Origin of the sequence: Neorhizobium sp. AL 9.2.2 (assembly GCF_013317225.1) — a bacterium.
Taxonomy (GTDB): domain Bacteria; phylum Pseudomonadota; class Alphaproteobacteria; order Rhizobiales; family Rhizobiaceae; genus Neorhizobium; species Neorhizobium soli.
This window is the reverse complement of sequence record NZ_JAALXU010000009.1, coordinates 659,144-676,542: the sequence shown is the minus strand read 5'-3', so window position 1 is coordinate 676,542 and position 17,399 is coordinate 659,144. Positions and strand designations below refer to the sequence as shown.

Sequence of the window (17,399 nt, the reverse complement as noted above, 5' to 3'; positions counted from 1 at the left end):
ACACTGGAGGAAATAGTCCGACCGCCCGCATCTCCGGCCTGTCGGCTTTTTAGACGAAACGAACGCCATTAATCCCCGGCGTGCAGCAATTCCTCCTCGCAGATCACACCCTGTCCGTCGATGATTTCACGCGCGATGACCGGCAGGGCCGACAAGCTTGCCACCGAAGCCGCTAACGGGCTGGGCGCTGACGGGCTGGGCGCCGACTGGTAGTGTCTCAGAAAGACCCCCATGACGTGGTCCACGCCCGCAGATGTGACGTTGCGCTTGTCGGCCTCGAAATAGAGACCGTTGTTGTAGGAGCCGGTAATGATCTCGTAGGACGGAAAATACTCGACGTCATCTCGCAGTCTGGAAACGGCATCCGCCGCAACGCGAAGGACAGACTTGCTGTAGGCGTTGGACACGAGCACGTGGCGCTTCTCATAGGTAGCCACCAGCGGAACTGGCGACACCGTCAGGATGATGCGTGCGTTCGGATTGACGGACTTCAGACGCTCTGCAAATGCGATGAGGTCGCCGATGACGTCCTGCGTGTCGAGATTATAGAATTCGTAGAGGCTCTCGTTCATGGCCCCGCCGGAGACACCCGGCGCGAGCGGAAACACGCAACCGTCTGTCTTCGAGCGCCACGTCTCCGTCAGCCCGAGCGTGAAGATGAAGACGTCCAGCTCCCGCCACATCCGTCGCAGGGCCGCGAAATGTCGGTCTCTCTCGGCCTCGAGCTCCTCGATGGAGGCAAACCCGTCCGGCTCGAATTCCGGCCGGAAAGGATCGACGAAGTGATCGCCCCGCGCCCAGGCGCTGTCGTGCGGAACGAGCTTTCCCTCCGACCGGTCGAACAGCTGAAGCAGTTGCCGTGCCGTATAAAGATTGCCGTAACGCGCCGAATAGACGCGGTAGTTGCGGCGGACCGCCTCGCCCGGATCGAGGCCGCCGCCGTCCTCCACGACCAGGTAGTTGAACCCTTCGCGCTCGAGCCTCTTCGTCACATGCTGCGCGAAGCAACTCCCGGCGGCGGCCACCTTCTGGTCTTTCCGGATCTCGAAACTCCTGCCCGCAACCGGATCCATGTCCGGTATGGCCACCTGCGAGACGGCATTTTTCCAGAACTGGTGCGACGGCAAGCCGCGATAGGGATGACGGCTCTTGGCTCTTGCCCCGGGCTTCTGCCGGAAGTCGGCAAGGCGCGCGTACCGGACATCGTCAAACCGCTTGCACTCTATGGCGCTGCGATCGACGGTTTCGTTCTGCTTGTAGAACCGGGCCACGAAGGCGGGCAGATCGAACGTCGCCTTCCACGGGCTCAGATCCATGTTTCGGATAGGCACCCGAAACAGATAATCACCGTCGATCCCGTGTCGGCGCGCGACCTCCGGAAAGACGGGGAAGACCGGACCGGAGACGAAGGGGTCCGCCACCAGCCGGTGCGGGCGCCGAAGATAGATATCGAGCGACATTTTCTCGGCCATGGCAACGGCGATGTCGATCATGACCGGCAGGACGGGATGATTGGGGGTGTAGACGAAGCAGCCCAGCGCCATCCACTGCGTGAGCATCGCGTCGAGCGAGATCCCCGTCTTGCGTCCCTCCTGCTGGAGGGCTGCGACGGAAGCGGCCCAATGATCGTAGTAACCGAGATGCTCGAAGACCTCGTCGCGAAACAGCGACACGGTCTCCTCGACGCTGAACCCTTCCCGGAAGCCGTAGAGCGCCAGGGCCGAGAGCGGGTTGCCCAGCGGCGAAACGGCACCGCCCTTCGCATAGACGAAATCCGGGTGATAGCCGGTGAAATACACAGTCGGCGCGACCGTGATCCTCGCATGGAACCTGGGGTTGATAAGCGCCTCGACGGCCTTGCGCCAGGTCGAGAGAACGATGATCTGTTCGTCGCGTTCCAGCGTTTTTGCGGTGTCCTCTGCCGCCTGACCTGAAAGATCCTTTGCCGAAATGGCGCGGATATCGTCGCGTCGCGCGATTACGCCGAGAAGCTGAGCCAGGGATGACGCTTGGCAATGGCCGATGATCGCGATTGTCATGCGCCGTCCCAGTCCTCATTCCGATGCGTCGAGATAGAGCATAGGACCGGACGTGCGTCAATATTGACGAACATTTGGCCTGGGTTCGACAACCCCGGAGGACCAGAGTCCTCCCCCGCTTTCGGGGGTGCAAAGCCCGAAGTTTCCGTTTATAGGGGAACACAAAGCACTCTGCGGAGGTTCGTCGGATGCAATGTGTGAGGATGCAGTATGGTAGCTGATCGCCGACCTGACGGAACGACGTCCCCGCCATCGCACAGGCTTCCGACATGTCTGGTGGCCGGCAACAGTCACGTGAGCGCTCTTCAGGTGGCACTGGCCGAAGATCCGGGCCGCAGCCAGAACGCGGGCCACATCCTCGATGTGCGTCGCATCTATTCGCCCACCGAAACGCCACCGCCGGAAGGCGTGACCATGGCAGAGGCGCTTGCCCTTGCCCAGCGTCTTGAACACGGAGATCGCGTCGCGCTGTCGCTTGCGGGAACCTGCCACAACATCATGGGCCTGCTGCAACATGACGAGCCGTTCGATCTTCTGGCGCCCGATATGGCGCCGGAAGCGACCATGGTGCCCTACAAGCTGATGTACGACCAGATGCTGGAACATATCGGGACGCGGCGAACCACCCCGCGCTTCCAACAGCTCTCCCCGGCAACCATCTACCATATCGCCACGCCGCCGCCCAAAGAGGACGAGGCCTATATCCGCGCCAAGATGATGCGGTATCGGGGCATCGCGCTTGGCAGCGCCATCCTCAATCCGGCCCCTGTGCGCCTGCGTCTATGGGAGATCGAAATGGAGGCTCTGAAAGAGGTCTGCGCGGAGTGGGGGGTGCATTTCCTGGCCGTGCCGGATGCGGCGAGAACGCGCAGCGGATTCTTGAAACCAGAATATTATGCGCCCGATGCGACCCATGCCAACGCGGCCTATGGCGCTCTCGTCCTTGAGCAACTGGACGGACTTGCCGCTGGAGGGTCGGCCCGAACCGGAGAGGCGCGATGAGCGGCAAACAGCATCCCTACAAGGCTCTTTCCGAAAAGGCGTTCTGGCGTCGCTCGGTTGCCGGCGTCGCGCCCGGCGCCGTCGATCCCGTCGGCCGCTTCGCTCTGCGCATCACCAAGGCAACGAAGGTCGCAACGGCCGGCAGTTGCTTTGCCCAGCATATCGCCCGCCATCTTAGCGCGCTGGGTTTCAACTATCTCGTGACCGAGCCCGGCCATCCGATCCTCACGGAAACGGTGCGCGCCCGTAACAATTACGGGCTCTTTTCCGCCCGCTACGGCAATATCTACACCGCCCGTCAGCTGGGTCAGCTGTTCAAGCGCGCGCATGGCACCTTCGTGCCGCGCGAAGATTGCTGGATCGAGGAGGATGGAACTGTCAGGGATCCGTTCCGGCCGACCTCCCAGCCCGGCGGCTTCCTGTCGCAAGACGAGATGCGGCTCGACCGCCGGCAGCATCTGGCAGCCGTCCGGCGCATGTTTGCCGACCTCGACGTCTTCGTCTTCACGCTGGGGCTGACGGAGTGCTGGGCCTCGCGCATCGACGGCGCCGTCTTCCCGCTTTGCCCGGGTGTCGAAGGGGGGCAGTTCGATCCGGATCGCCATGTCTACGTCAACCAGACCGTGGAGGACGTGATCGTCGATCTCTCGGACTTCGTGCTCGGCCTGAAAGCGGTCAATCCTCGCGCCGAGGTGGTGCTGACGGTCTCGCCGGTTCCCTTGGCGGCCACCGCTGAAGCGCAGGCGCATGTTCTCTCGGCAACCACCTATTCGAAGTCTGTCCTGCGCGTGGCCGCGGAAATGCTGACGAAGCGGTTCGCCAACGTGCATTACTTTCCCTCCTACGAGATCATCACGGGCGCCCATGCGCGCGGCAGCTATTTCGCCGAAGACCTGCGCAGCGTGACGGAGAGTGGCGTCTCGCACGTCATGACGATGTTCACGCGGCATGCAACGGATTACGACCCTGCCGAGGTAACCGTCGTAGCACCGGTCGCGCCGAAGGTCGGAACGCTATCCCTGGCCGAACAGGTCGTCCAGGTTGAATGCGACGAGGCGCTTCTCGACCGGCAGACGCGGTGATCGCCGCGAGACCGGCCCGGCTCGCTTGTCACGCAGGGCCTGCTACGTCCTGGTCAGCAGTCCGAGATAACGGGCGGCGGCCACCAGAATATCCGGGCGGGGCTTGCGGGCACTCCAGTCGATCGCCGTCAGGATCCTGTCCTCCAGGACATCCGCGCGAAACGGCGTGAGAAAGCCGGTGGTGACGTAAGGCCGGTAGCCCCGATAGAGGACGTCCCGGATCGTCCCGATCAGTTCCTGCGACGTTCCGACCGTCACCTTGCTTTGCAGCGCGTCCAGGAGGCTTTGCTGCGAGGGATTGCGAAACAGCACCGTCGGCGTCCCCGCCATCTCGCAATCGAGAAGCGTTGTCGAGATGCTGGCGACGATCAGGTCGGTGTGCTGCAGCAGCGTGTCGTACACGCCGTCGAAGCGGCGCATCTCGATCCGGTAATTGGCGATGCCGGCGCTGTCGAGCGACGCCGTCATCGCCTGGAAGTCCTCGCTCTTCATCTCCCCGCCATGGGGAAGCAGGACGAAGTCCGCATCAGGCACCGCAGAGATCGCGTCCGCCATAATCCGGTAGCAGTTGCGCCGTTCGCCGTCCGCGATGATGCTCCAATGATGATTGGTCACGAAAGTCACGCTTCGCTTTCGCGTGATGCCGTCCTCCCGGTCCCTCTCCTCGCCATCAAGGCGCGGATAGCCGATGCCGCCGTCTCCGAACCATTCCAGGCTGTCGCAGACGAGGTTCCGTGCCTCCGGCAATGCCGTCGCCACGCCGTCGCCCGAGCCGGAAAAGGCCCCATCCTCGCTGTAGGTCAGTCCGATCTGGAACAGGCCATGCTGCAATTCGAAGACCGGAAGGCCCACCTCATAGGCCAGAGCGATGAAGGGCAGAACGACAAGATGCTTCGGGTGGGGAACGGACCACGTCGTGACAACCGCATCGATCTCCGTGACATGGGCCAAGGCAGACTGACTGTCGCTGAAAAAGCGGACGCCATGGCGAAAGAAGAGACGCTCGACCTCGGCCAGACCTTCGGCCGGCAAATCCTTCGGACGCGCGGGTAGGAGGCAGCACCATTCGACCGTCGTGCAGTGTCGAAACATGTTTTCGTAGAGCATCAAATGATGGACACCCTGAAGTAGAAGGAGAACGCGCGGCTTGCTGCGCTTGGCGCGCCCGTTCTGTGTCTTCGGATAGGCATACATCACGCGGTCTCCGCCACATGGGGCCTCTCCACATGGGCCCCGTCCAAGCGGGTCTCGTCCACGGCCTCCGCGGGCGGCTCTTCCGTCGCGGCCGCCTCGACAGCGCCGACCGGGGACTGCGGTGCAACCGACGCGATCGGACCCTCCACCAGAGGCGCAATACAGATCTGATCGCCCTCTCCGCTCGACACGAGAAGCGACAGCGTGTCGAGGCCGCTGCGGTTTTCAGGCAGCGGCACCGTTAGCGCGAACCCGCAATGCTCGTGGGGAAGATTCATGCCGATCTTGGACCCGAGACTGTTTCGCTGGAGGATAGAGGGGCGGAAGCTCTTGATGATCCGGTCTCCCAGGGCAACGGCGACGAACGTCATCTCCGAGAGCCTCTCGCCGTGATAGGTCCATCCCTTGATCTGGACACGGTGCGGCTGATGACGCAGCACGTCGATGGCGCCGAGAACGGGAAAGGTCGGGGACGCCACAGACCGGACGTCTGCGCCCTCCCCAGCAGGCGAGACGATCACAACGGCGGCATTCCCCCGTTCAATCGCGACCGCACTGCGCAGGACCTGCGGCGTGAGGTTGGCAAGGAGCGTCTCCCATTTCGCGCTCTGCTCCTCGAGCAGACGATTGCTGCGTTCCAAGGCCGCTTCCGCGGCGTTGGCCCGCTTTTCGGCGCGGGCGATCACCGCGGGAAGGTCCGGGGACGCAGCATCGGGCTTCATGTCTGCCGGGGCAGGCGCCTTGCCCGGGTCGGCCTTGCCCGGCTTGTCCTGCTTGCCCGGCACAGCGTCCGCCTTCGCCTCGGCGACCTCTCCCCTCAGAACAGCCACCTCCTCGGCAAACGCCAGGGCCTGTTTCTGCAGGCTATCGCGGAAATCGCGCGCCTTCAGCGTGCCGCGCGCCAGAAGCTTGATCGCCTGCGGCTGCGAGACCGCGAGTTTCGGCGCATAGCCCGCCCGGCGCGCGAGTTCGGCGATCACGCCCTCGATGCCCGTGATCCGCGCAAAATTGCCGCGCTTCACCTGGGCATTCAGCGCAATCAGCGCGGCGATGAAGGTTTGATCGAGGACCAGTGTTGCCGAAAAAGCCGCATTGCCGCGCCAGGGCCAGTTGGCCTGGTTGAGGGCGCGACGCACCTCCGGAGGATAGTCGTCGAACGTCCAGTTGCTGGCCCGCGGGCACAAGGGCTCGAAGCGGGTCGTGCGTCCGAAGACGCTCTCCGTCGGCGCGAACATCAGCCCGATCCGCGGCGTCGTCCGGAACGTGTCGGACACCATGCCGATCGTCCCGGGGGACGACAGAAGCGGATCCCAGTAGTTCTCGATGAGAAACTCGCGGAAGCGATAATTATCGCGCTCCTGGAAGAAGCAGGAGAGGTTGAAGACCACGTCGTCTTCCGACACGAAGGTGGCGAGGCGATCTGCAAAGGCGCAGATCGGGGCGCCGGTCATTGGGACCGCGCTGTGCTGCGTCGTCCAGCCGCGGCTCTCGAAAAACTGGCAGATCTCCTCGCGGGACGACACCACGAACAGCTTCCGGCTGTCGTAGGCGGCGAAATACGACGCGACGCGCTCAAGGCAGGACACGTCTTCCACGGACAGGAACACCACGGCGCGCTGAAAGGCCTCAGGGCCCGTATCGGCCGGCAGGGTCTGCTCGGCGATGGCGACCCTCGTGATCGAGTCGATGATCTGGTCGACCGACGTCTGAGAGAGGATATAGTCCCAGATGAAATCGACGGGATACTCCGTCTTCTCCGCGATGAGGGCATAGTTCAGCGCCGGCGCCACGCCGCCACGCCGCTCGATTGCCGAGGCATCGAAGTTGAAGGCGCGATACTTCACGATCGGCAGACGCTTGGCCAGGAGCGCCTCGAGCTCCAGGAGCGTCGTGTTGCCCTGCCAGCTCGCCTCGTTCTCGATATAGACGCCTTTCCTGTAGCCCCGCTCGACGAAGTGGGGGGTGAAGCGGAATTCGTGCAGCTCCACGGAATCGTTGACCGCTTCGATCTTCGGCATGTTCAGCCAGTAATCGCGAAAATCCTGCGAGGCGTGAAGCCGTTTGCGGGTGACGAGAAAGTAGGACTGGAGGAATTCCTTGTTCCGGTCGCGAAATTCGGTGACGCCCCAGAAATCGACGTCGCGTTTCCCCATCTCGGAAAACATCTCCGCAAGGTCGAACATCGGCCCGAAGACGGTGTAGTTGAAGAGCACGAGTTCGTCATAGTCAGCAAGGTCGTCGAAGCCGACCGACATGATGCCGTCGATATAGCCGCCCACATCGAAGCCGGTATTGTTGCGAACCAGGATTTGGTCCGCATAGTGCGCGATGCGCGCGTCGTCCCCTGCCCGGATCGGGCCATTGGCAACCACGATCAATCTGTCCAGGTGCTCGGAGAACTTTGCGAGCAGATAGACGGTGTGATCGCTCACATGTCCCTCGCCGTCGTAAAACAGGAAAATTCCGAGACGCATGGAAACCTCAGTTCAAAAAGCAGGAACCTTCGCGCGATCTGGCGCCAGCGGGTCACTAACAATGCTTGGCGACGCCCGCAACCGGTCGGCGGAGACCGCGTCGAAGTTAGGGGTCGCCGAAGCTAACCTGTGTTCTTACCTAACTCAAGGGTATGTCTTCAGTTGCGCTACAGCCGGATTTCGCTGAACATTTCGGGCGCCCCGTCGGCACTCCCCCCTCGATCGAAGCAACTCAGGGTGGATTTGGTCGGAAATCCACAATTGCAACCATTGCGACGTTTGGGTAGTATTGGGGCTTACGGTAAGACATATCGTGACATTGCGATTCATTTAATAAGACATGACTGATGTATGTGTTGCTTCTCCGCTTGACTAAGAGGAGGATCTCACTAACAAACTTGGAGAGCGGGAGGCAACGAAGCCTCAGCCTGTGCGACGGGCGAATGAACAGGTAAAGGTGGCGTGATCGAAAAGGACAACTCAGCAGTGGCAGCGTCTCACGCGTCGGAGATTATGCTCGAACTTGTATCGGGCTCCGACCTGTTCAAAGCAGAGTGGTATCTTGCCAACAATCCGGATGTCGCCGCAGCTGGTCTCGACCCCGTCTATCACTTCCTAGTCTTTGGCGGCAGCGAAGGCCGCCCCGCCGGCCCGCATTTCTGTTCGGCCTCCTATCTCGCTTTCAATGTGGATGTTGCGCGCACGGGGCTGAACCCCCTCGCCCATCACCTGCAACAGCCCGAGACCGAAAAGCGCTATTTCGAAACGGTTGACGATTTTGCGGTATCCTTCGGCGAGGAAAACGCCGAGCCGATGCGCCGGGCCGTGGCGCTCATTGCCGGCAGCAGCCTGTTTGATCCCGAGTGGTTCGATGCGCGGTACCCGCAGATTTCGGCGTCCGGTCTTTGCGGCATCGTCTATCTGCTGCGCCACGGCTTTTCCGAGCGCCTGAGCCCCGGGCCGGATTTCAACGCCGGGGCCTATCTCGATGCCAATCCCGACGTGATGTCCAGCGGCCACAATCCGGTCATGCACTATCTCACGCATGGCAAGGCCGAGGGCCGGGCGGCCATCCCCGTTCCGCCGCTTGCGGTGGCCGTCGATGCGCCGGACGAGTCCACGGACGATCGGGAGCTGATCGCCGGGTCGCCGCTGTTCGACGCGACCTGGTACGTCAATGCCAATGCCGATGTCGCGCGGGCAGGCATGGATCCGGCCCTCCATTATCTGCGCTATGGCGGCGTGGAACAGCGCAAGCCGAGCCTCTTCTTCGATCCTGCCTTCTATCTCGCGCAATTACCGCCTTCCGCGGAGCAACCGGCCAATACGTTGCTGCACTATCTGAAGACCGGGCGGGCAGCCGGGTTGAAGCCCTCCACGCTTGCCGATTTTTCCCCGCCGTCCCGTCTTCTATCCGCCCTGCCGGCGGGGATCGGCGCGGATCTCGGCCTGGCGGTCTCGCGCGAGCGTGACGTCGCATGGGCGCGGTATGGCGAACTCCTGCCGCATGAGGACGACGAGCCCGTGCTGTTCTTCGGGCAGACGGCGCTCGGCGTGGTGAACGGCGACGGCATCGGGCTGGAGACGCTCGTCGCCCTGTGCCGCCTCCTCGGCATCGAGGCGGACGCACCGATCGCCCTGCGGCTGCGCGGCGGACACCGGGTGGAAGCGCTAGCGCTCACGGCTTTCAGCCCGACCCGCTATCGCGGGTTCGGGACGATGCTGACGACGGGCCATGGCCGGATCGCCGACGCCTGGTTCGCCTCGGACGTCGGGCTGATGCTGCGCTTCGGCGATGACGGCCGCGCGCTGTCGCCACGCCCCCTCACGCTTCGCGCCTTCCAGACCGATCTCGCCAGGCGCCACGATCCCGTTTTCATCGGCGAGGGTCTGATCAGCCCGTCCGGCCTGTCGATCATCCCCCTCACCCTCGACAATCCCTTCACGCCGATCCTTCTGTGCCTTGCCGAACAGGATGGCACGCTGATCGAGCTCGGATTGCTGCCCTTCCCGTCTCTTGCGCGCGGCGGCCATCATCATGCCGAGCTCGTGGCGATCTCGACGGCCGGCGATCCCATGGACACCCTGCGGGTCCTGTCGGATGCGCTGCTGCGCGAATATCTCGGCTGGGACGAAACCGAGCCCGCCCCTCTGTCCGTCTCCGGCCTGAGCCTCGACCTCGAAGGGGCCGTCGGCATCGAGCCGATCTTTTCCGTCACGGCGCGCGAATGGCTCTCCGGCCTCTTCGGCCTCGGCGTGATGTCCATCAATGCCAGGGACACGGGAACGCAGTATCTGGCGGGCATGATCGCGGGCAAGGCCGACCTTCGGCCCGGCGTCGCAGCCCCGGCTCGCCGCCCGACCGGCATCCTCCACATGCCGGCCGATGCTCTGCCCACCCTGTCGGCGATCGTCAGCCGGCGCCTGCCGCTGTCAGGCGACGCGCACTGCATCGGCGCCTATGTCATTGCCGACCTGCATGTACATCGCCCCCGCTGGCTGGTCGTTCCGTCGCGCGCGCAAGCCGATCTCATCGCCCTGCAGCCGGCCGGGCTACCTGCGCCATTCCCGATCCTGCGCGGCGCGCAGTCCGATGCAGCCGGACCGGAGCCGGTTGAGGGTCCCGACCTTCCCCTTGCGCTGCGCTACCGGATCGCCATCGAACCGAGAGACGCGTCCATCCTGATGCCGGGCGCGCCGGACGCCCTCGGCCATCTTCTGAAAACGCCGCCAGTCGAGATCGCGTCCGCGGACCCGGGAAGCCTTATCACCGCGATCGTCGTGGACGATGGAACAGGTCGCGCCGCCGACGTTCTGGCCGCGCTTCGGCACCAGACCCTGTCGTTGCGGATGGACGTGACGCTGGTTATGCGCGCCCCCTCTTCCGCGCTTGCGGCGGATCTGGAGCGCCTCTTTGCCTATCGGCACCGGGTGATGGAGCCCTGTGCGGATCTGAAGGACACGCTGCGCGCGGCCGCCGCGCAGGCTGCGTCGCCCTTGCTGCTGATCATCGAGGGCACGACGATCCTTCACGATGCCCGCACGGTAGAAACCCTTCACACCATGATGCTTGCAGATGCCGTCGCATCCGCAAGCTGTGGGCTCGTTCACGAAAGTGTCGTGCGCAACGGGCGGACGCTGAAGAACAGAACGGCGGGATCCTTCCCCTCCCGGGTCTCGCTCCTCGGCGCGCCGCGCCTCGTTCTGTCGGAGCCCGACGCGCTGGACGCCTTACCGGCCGCGACGTTTCCAGTCCTCGCCAACAGCTTTGCCGCCACGCTGGTGCGCAAGGATCTGCTGGTCGAGGCCTGCCTGCGCCAGGCCGGCGTCCATGCCGGCAGCCAGTTCGCGCTTCGCTTCGCGCTCGACGCCATCACCGACGGATATCGCCATCTCGCCACCACCGTCGTTCGTGCGACCCGGCTCTCGCCGCCGCCGCCGCGCGACATTGTCGATCCCCTTGGCGCCCACTTCGTCAAGCCGGCGGGATGGGAGAAGCTTCTGGCCGCAGCCACGCTTCTGCGGGACATAAGCTGATGAGGATCGGCGTTATCCTGCAAAGCGAGGACAGCCGACAGTCGGCAGGCGTTCGCATCCGCTATGATCGCTTGCGTCCCTGGCTCGTCGCCCGGGGCCACACGCTCGACCTGATGCCGATCGAGACGATCGACCCGTCGCACCCGCTCGCCTACGAGGTCTATCTCTTCTGCAAATGCCACGACATCCGATCTCTCCTGCTCGCGGATGCGATGAAGGCTGCGGGCGCGAGCGTCGGCATCGATCTTTTCGACGACTATTACACGCAGACATCGAACAGCCGCTTCGTGCATATGCGCGACTGGCTTCGGGCCATTAGGCCGGATCTCTCCTTCGCGCTCTGCTCCACCGCGGCCATGCGGGACCGGCTCGACGCCGTCCTGTCGGGCGTGCCGCTGCACATCCTAAACGATCCCTACGAGCAGTTCGATGCAGAGGCGATCGGGCAGGCAGTCGCGCACAACATGGATCGCGCGCGCCAGACCCGGCAGCTCGACATCGGCTGGTTCGGAATGGGTGACAATCCCCATTTCCCGCTTGGGCTTCACGATCTGACGGCGCATGGCGAGGCCATTCGGTTGGTGCGCCGCGCCGGCTACCGGCCACGCCTAACGATCCTCACCAACCGGCGCGCCTTGTCGGCGGATGGTCTAGAGATGATCTCACGCCTGGGTGTCCCCTACCGGCTGGAGGAGTGGAGCGAAGCGCTGGAGCAAGCATTGATCGGCTCGAGCGTCGCCTGCCTGCTTCCCGTCAACGCCCAGTCCTTCAGCATCGTCAAATCCATCAATCGCGCCATCACGACCTTGACGGGCGGCAGCCAGGTTCTCTCGACCGGCTTTCCCCTCTATGCGCCGCTGGAACCATTCGTCTATCGCCGCGTGGACGCCTTGCTTGCCGATATCGAGGCGGGAGCCCCGGCTTTGCGGCAGGCGACGACGGCAAGCCTTGCGCAGACGCTGTCCGACATGGCGGACCCCGACATCGAAGCCGGACGATTGTCGGATTTCCTGAAAAGCCTCGGGCCCCGCCCTGCCCAGCCCCGCCCTGCCATGGCCCGCAGTGTCGGCGGCATCGTCCTGTTCGGCCGGCAGTCGCCGGAGCCGGCCTTTTCCTATGTCCGCGCGACCCCGTCGCTTTCGGTCGCAAGCCCCTTTGCGCCGCCGGGGCAGGACTATGACGTCGTCTTTCAACCCGACCCAAAGACGGGCTACGCCGATCTGCTCCTGTCGGAGCGGGCCGTCGCGCACCTTGCCGCGGACGTGAAGCCGTTCCTCAAGCCTGTGCCCAAGAGCCCCCGCGGGCTGCGTCAGCTGCCGGGCGACGCCTTGCCGATGCGGACGCGTCTGCGCAACGGCCGGAAACCCAACAGCCACCTGTCGGTGGATCTCTCCCAATATGCCGACACGATGCGGACGATCCTGCGACTTCTCGGCGACCTATTTCCAGCTGCAGAAGTCTTCGTCTCCGAAACCGGTGCACCCTTTACGACTCAGCGCCCCGGATCTCGAGACCCGCGAAGAGGTGTTGCAGACTCAGCGCCCGCCTCGCCCCCTTTCTCCGGGAGAGCCACGCGATGACGCGGCCGACGATCGTTTTCCTCTTCAATCTCGTTCAGGATGTGAGCGTTCTTCGTCCCATCGCCATGATGGCGCGCCGGGACTTCGACTGCGAGATCGTCTTCATGGTCTCGCACCTGTTTTTCGGTCGCGACAAGAGAATGACCTGGCAGCGCGAGCTCGCCCAGCTGCGCGTCGATCTCGGCGCCTCCATCCATCTCTACCAGACGCCAAGCGAGGCCTTTGCCGTCCTCCAGAACCGTCGCGGGATCATCCTGGCAGGCAGCGAGTCCAACCTCAGCGCCCATGCCGAAACCCATCATGTGTTCCGCGCGGCGCCCCCGTCCTTCCTGACCGTGACGCTGCAGCACGGTTTCGAGTGCGTCGGGTTTCTCCAGACGCGCGAGCACGATCTTGCCCATGGGCGCAACGTGACTTTTGCCGCAAACGTCGTGTGCGGCTGGTGCGAGGCGCCGACCCTGACGGCGCTGGCCCTCTCCGAGCGGCCGAAACTCTATGTGACCGGACCATCGACCGTTCTCAACACCGTTGCGACGACGACCCGACCGTCTCCCCTCGACATGGGGATCGTGTGCGAGAACCTGCATTCCGTGCGCATGCACGCCAACTTCAATTTTGGCCTCTCCTATATGGAGACGTTCCGCTCCTTTGCCGAGCTGTATGGCGCCTATGGTCGCAGCGTCACCCTGCGCTCGCATCCGGCCGGCCAGTACGTCGTCAACAATGTTCACGACCTACCGTCCAACGTGGTCATCAACAATGTCCCGATCTACGAAGCCGGTCTGCAGCGCTACAGGTTCGGCATATCGGCGCCCTCCAGCATCCTGATCGACATGCTGCTGGCCGGAATTCCCACCGCCGTCTGGCACGATGCGGGTGGCCTGATCGACGACAGCCAGTATGCCGGACTGACGGACGTCTCAACCCTGGAGGACTGGCTGGCCTTTGCGCGCGACGCCGTGCTGCGTCCCGATGCCATTCTGGCGCAGCAGGCACAGTTTCTCGACGGCCTGTCGATGCCGACCGAACCCGCGGAAATCTATACGCGTTTCGCCCGCCTGCTGGCCACCGGGAGCGACGGACCCGCCCTCTGCGTGTTGGCGGAGACGCAGGCCGGGCGTGGCTGGCGCATCTGCGTTCTCGCCGACGACAGGCAGACCTATGCCAGGTCGGCGCTTGCCCGGGAGGCCGAAGCGACAGGCGACTGCACGGTCCTTTGCGAAGGCGACATGGTGCCCGGTGCGCGGCCGCAGCGTCCGAGCCTCGGCCTTTTCCAGCGCCTGGACCACGCGATCCGCAGCGCGCGGCCGGACGTGCTGGTTCTTGCCGGCTACACAGGCCCGCATCTGGCAGCGCTGGGCGACACGGCCACAGCGCTCGAGATCCCCGTCATCCTGTCGATCGACAGCGATCCCTTCACGGCAATCGACGGCGATCCCTCCTCCGTCGAGCGCCTGCTCTCAAGGGCGGACCTCATCTATTGCACCCGGGAGGAGGTCCAGCAAAGTCTGAGGCGACGCGGCTTTGCCGGCGTCATGTCTTCCGGCTCCCTGTCTTCAAGCGCCCTGTCTTCCGAAGCCGCCGATCCCTCTTCCGCGCGGGCCCGACCGCCGAAACCGGGCGCAACCAAACTGGGGGAGGCGATTGCGCGAGCCCGTTCCCTCATTGCCGACACGGCCACCGAAAAGGCCTGGATGCCGCAGGGCAGCTTCTCCCGTTTTGTCGAGACGGCCCCTTACGCGGCGGGGCCGACGGGGGACATCGCCCATGGACGCTGACCGGTTGCTCGTCGTTGCCGATCCCCTTGGCGCCACGCAGTTCATCAGCTTTCTGCGCCCGTTGACCGCAGCCGTTGGACGCGGAGAGCTTCGCCTCGCGTTCGAAACGGCGGCCGACGCCGTCACGGAAGCCGCGCTCTCGGCCAACCCTCCCGCAGCGGTCGTCCTATCGCGCTATGCGCTTGCCGATGGCGAGGCGCTGATCGCGCGCGCACGGGCGGGCGGCATCCCGACGATCTTTCACATCGACGACGACCTTCTCAATATTCCTGAGAACCTCGGGCCGAAGAAATACGCGTTCCACACGGCTCCGGCGCGTCTTGCCGCGCTCCGCCGCAACATGGATCTCTGCGACGTCGTCTACGCCTCCACCCCGGCTCTCAGGGAGGCGCTGGCCGGCCATGGCATCCGCGCGCCGATCGTCGCCGGCGACCTCTATTGCACCATTGCCGCAGCCGAGATGCGGATTGCCCTTCCCTCCACCATGCCGACGATCGGCTACATGGGAACGGGCGGCCACAGCAGCGATCTCGATCTCGTGCTTCCCACGATCCGCACGCTGATGAAGGCGGTTCCCGGACTGCAGTTCGAGACCTTCGGGACGATCGCGCCGCCCGAGATGGGCGAGCTTGCCGCGCGGCATCGGCATCACGGACCGGTTGGCAACTACGCCGCCTTCCTGGAGAAGCTCTGCGCTCTCGGCTGGTGGGTGGGCATCGCGCCGCTGGAGGATACGGCCTTCAACCGCTGCAAGGCGGATACGAAATGGGTCGAGTACAGCTTTGCGGGAATGGCGACCGTCGCGTCGGATCTCCCCGTCTACGAACAGGCCTGCGAGGGTGGCGCCGGACATCTGGCGCGATCACCCGACGCATGGCTTGCCGCCCTTTCCAGGCTAATCGCCGATCCCGACGCCCGGCGCGACCAGGTGACGGCGGCGCGCCGCAAGCTGCTGACCCGCTACACGCATGAGCGGCTGGAACACCAGATCAACACCGTCATCGATCGGGCAAGGACCGCCGTTGCGCGCAGCCCATCCGTCGAGACACCACAACAGCCATCGAAAAATGCCATTCAGCAGGCAGGGGAACAGGAATGACGACGGAAACGACATTTGGCGGACACCGCATCTTCGTCACCGGGGGTGCCGGCTTTATCGGGTCACGCCTGGTCAGACAGCTTTCGGCAAAGGGTGCAGAGCTTGGCGTCTACGACAATCTCCTCGCGCAGGTGCATGGCCCCTCCCCTTCCGTCAATCTGCCCGCGCAGGTCACGATCGCGGATGTCAGGGACGGAGACGCTCTGAGTGCGGCGATCACGGCCTTCAAGCCGACCATGGTCGTGCATCTGGCCGCCGAAACCGGGACCGGCCAGTCCGCCGACGAGCCCGTGCGCTATGTCGATGTCAATGTCGGCGGCACGGCACGGCTGATCGAAGCGATGCGCCGTCTGGACAAGCCGCCGCAGCGCGTCGTGCTGGCCGCAACGCGCGCCGTCTACGGGGAAAGCGCCTACAGGACCGCAACGGGCGACATCGTCATTCCAAGCCCCCGTCGCCCGGAGGACATGGCCAAAGGCATCTTCGACGTCCACGGCGCCGATGGTGCGACGCTGACGCCGGAACGGACCTTGGAGACGATGGCACCGGCGCCGAGCTCCGTTTACGGATCGTCGAAGCTCATGCAGGAATATCTTCTCCTGCAGGTTCCCGCCGCGTGGAACACCACGATCCTGCGTCTCCAGAACGTCTACGGTCCCGGGCAGTCACTGCGCAATCCCTATACGGGCGTGCTCTCGATCTTCTGCCAGCAAGCCATGGCCGGCAAGACGCTGAACATCTACGAGGACGGCCTCATCTACCGGGATTTCGTCTTCATCGACGACGTTGTGTCCGCATTCGTCGCGGCCTGCGCGGATGGCGGGCAGGCCGACAGGCTTCTCAACGTGGGAACAGGCCACGAAACCTCGATCCTATCCGCCGCCCGGATGATACTGACCGATCTTTGCCTGCCCGACCACCAACTGACGGTCACGGGCGATTTCCGGGCGGGCGACGTGCGCTATGCCGTGGCCGATATTTCCCGCACGCTTGCCGCGCTCGACTGGACGCCGCGCGTGTCCTTTGCCGAAGGCGTGGCGCAGCTGGTCAACTGGGCGAAGGCCGAAGCTCGGCTTTAGTGCTTCGGCGCGCGTCCATTGTCTCAGCCATTTTTTAACTCGGCCACTCGTCAACTGAGCCGGCCCGACAAAACTCAAAATGGTCGATTCCGCATCCGCACTCATGGCTTGGCCCCATCCCATTGAAACGTCTCAAGGGTCATTTTGACAGGTAGATTGTTTTAGCAAAGCATCAGGCAAGACCATCTGTGCGCAATACGTCTCAAAGCGGTTGTGGCGGGCTGGACGGCTTCGTGTTGAGTTGGGGGAGAGATCGACCTCCTTCAGGCAAAGCGATACGAAAACCGTTCACCCGCATATGGCAGCCTTCAGCGCTGTCCTCGCTGCAACGAAAAGCACCGGATCTGTCATCCACAAAGGGCGCACTGGCGCGGGGCAAAGAATGTTGCGGACGAGGGCCCGAACCTTACGATTGTCGGCGGTCAGCGGTTTTTTTCGATTCCCGAACAATGGCAACACGGGAGGTAAATATAGCGAAATCAATCTCTTGGAAAAAAATCGCGTAATGACACTTACGGTACACAGATAGTGCCGA

10 protein-coding genes are annotated in these 17,399 nt (G+C 63.8%); 7 read left to right on the top strand and 3 right to left on the bottom strand.

All coding sequences use genetic code 11. The annotated features are described in order from the left end of the window. Window positions 1–68 precede the first annotated feature (68 nt). Window positions 69–2,039: a GSCFA domain-containing protein gene (locus tag G6K99_RS20695; protein WP_174197723.1), complete on the bottom strand. Its 1,971-nt coding sequence runs from the start codon at window positions 2,037–2,039 to the stop codon at window positions 69–71. Window positions 2,040–2,333: 294 nt separating this feature from the next. On the opposite strand from G6K99_RS20695, the gene G6K99_RS20690 reads away from it, so the two are divergent. Together G6K99_RS20690 and G6K99_RS20685 are read left to right on the top strand one after the other, a co-directional pair. Continuing rightward, entirely contained in the window at window positions 2,334–3,041 is a 708-nt protein-coding gene (locus tag G6K99_RS20690; RefSeq protein ID WP_174197722.1) for an SGNH/GDSL hydrolase family protein, read from the top strand. Then, entirely contained in the window at window positions 3,038–4,123 is a 1,086-nt protein-coding gene (locus G6K99_RS20685; protein WP_174197721.1) for a GSCFA domain-containing protein, read from the top strand. The genes G6K99_RS20690 and G6K99_RS20685 overlap by 4 nt, the downstream gene beginning before the upstream one ends. Before the next feature lie 42 nt (window positions 4,124–4,165). On the opposite strand, the gene G6K99_RS20680 is transcribed toward G6K99_RS20685, so the two are convergent. Both G6K99_RS20680 and G6K99_RS20675 read right to left on the bottom strand, forming a co-directional pair. Then, window positions 4,166–5,320, bottom strand: coding sequence for a hypothetical protein (locus tag G6K99_RS20680; RefSeq protein ID WP_174197720.1), 1,155 nt, complete (start codon window positions 5,318–5,320; stop codon window positions 4,166–4,168). Further along, entirely contained in the window at window positions 5,317–7,791 is a 2,475-nt protein-coding gene (locus G6K99_RS20675; protein WP_174197719.1) for a rhamnan synthesis F family protein, read from the bottom strand. The genes G6K99_RS20680 and G6K99_RS20675 overlap by 4 nt, the downstream gene beginning before the upstream one ends. Before the next feature lie 513 nt (window positions 7,792–8,304). Here G6K99_RS20675 and G6K99_RS20670 point away from each other — a divergent pair. The 5 genes from G6K99_RS20670 to G6K99_RS20650 are packed head-to-tail and all read left to right on the top strand — an operon-like array spanning window position 8,305 to window position 16,864. Then, on the top strand, window positions 8,305–11,328 hold the full coding sequence (locus tag G6K99_RS20670) for a hypothetical protein (protein WP_174197718.1): 3,024 nt from the start codon (window positions 8,305–8,307) through the stop codon (window positions 11,326–11,328). Further along, window positions 11,328–12,908 (top strand): hypothetical protein, encoded by a 1,581-nt coding sequence (locus tag G6K99_RS20665; protein ID WP_174197717.1) that lies wholly within the window; start codon window positions 11,328–11,330, stop codon window positions 12,906–12,908. The genes G6K99_RS20670 and G6K99_RS20665 overlap by 1 nt, the downstream gene beginning before the upstream one ends. Next, window positions 12,905–14,686, top strand: coding sequence for a glycosyltransferase (locus tag G6K99_RS20660; protein ID WP_174197716.1), 1,782 nt, complete (start codon window positions 12,905–12,907; stop codon window positions 14,684–14,686). Before G6K99_RS20665 ends, G6K99_RS20660 begins: the two co-directional genes overlap by 4 nt. Next, window positions 14,676–15,785, top strand: coding sequence for a glycosyltransferase (locus G6K99_RS20655; protein ID WP_174197715.1), 1,110 nt, complete (start codon window positions 14,676–14,678; stop codon window positions 15,783–15,785). The genes G6K99_RS20660 and G6K99_RS20655 overlap by 11 nt, the downstream gene beginning before the upstream one ends. Next, on the top strand, window positions 15,782–16,864 hold the full coding sequence (locus G6K99_RS20650) for an NAD-dependent epimerase/dehydratase family protein (RefSeq protein WP_174197714.1): 1,083 nt from the start codon (window positions 15,782–15,784) through the stop codon (window positions 16,862–16,864). The genes G6K99_RS20655 and G6K99_RS20650 overlap by 4 nt, the downstream gene beginning before the upstream one ends. Window positions 16,865–17,399 lie beyond the last annotated feature (535 nt).

What these genes read in the sequence shown, in the direction of transcription:
- G6K99_RS20685 (WP_174197721.1), top strand. Translation starts at nt 3,038, where the DNA reads ATGAGCGGCAAACAGCATCCCTACAAGGCTCTTTCCGAAAAGGCGTTC.
- G6K99_RS20650 (WP_174197714.1), top strand. Translation starts at nt 15,782, where the DNA reads ATGACGACGGAAACGACATTTGGCGGACACCGCATCTTCGTCACCGGG.
- G6K99_RS20670 (WP_174197718.1), top strand. Translation starts at nt 8,305, where the DNA reads ATGCTCGAACTTGTATCGGGCTCCGACCTGTTCAAAGCAGAGTGGTAT.
- G6K99_RS20695 (WP_174197723.1), bottom strand. Translation starts at nt 2,039, where the DNA reads ATGACAATCGCGATCATCGGCCATTGCCAAGCGTCATCCCTGGCTCAG.
- G6K99_RS20660 (WP_174197716.1), top strand. Translation starts at nt 12,905, where the DNA reads ATGACGCGGCCGACGATCGTTTTCCTCTTCAATCTCGTTCAGGATGTG.
- G6K99_RS20655 (WP_174197715.1), top strand. Translation starts at nt 14,676, where the DNA reads ATGGACGCTGACCGGTTGCTCGTCGTTGCCGATCCCCTTGGCGCCACG.
- G6K99_RS20675 (WP_174197719.1), bottom strand. Translation starts at nt 7,791, where the DNA reads ATGCGTCTCGGAATTTTCCTGTTTTACGACGGCGAGGGACATGTGAGC.
- G6K99_RS20665 (WP_174197717.1), top strand. Translation starts at nt 11,328, where the DNA reads ATGAGGATCGGCGTTATCCTGCAAAGCGAGGACAGCCGACAGTCGGCA.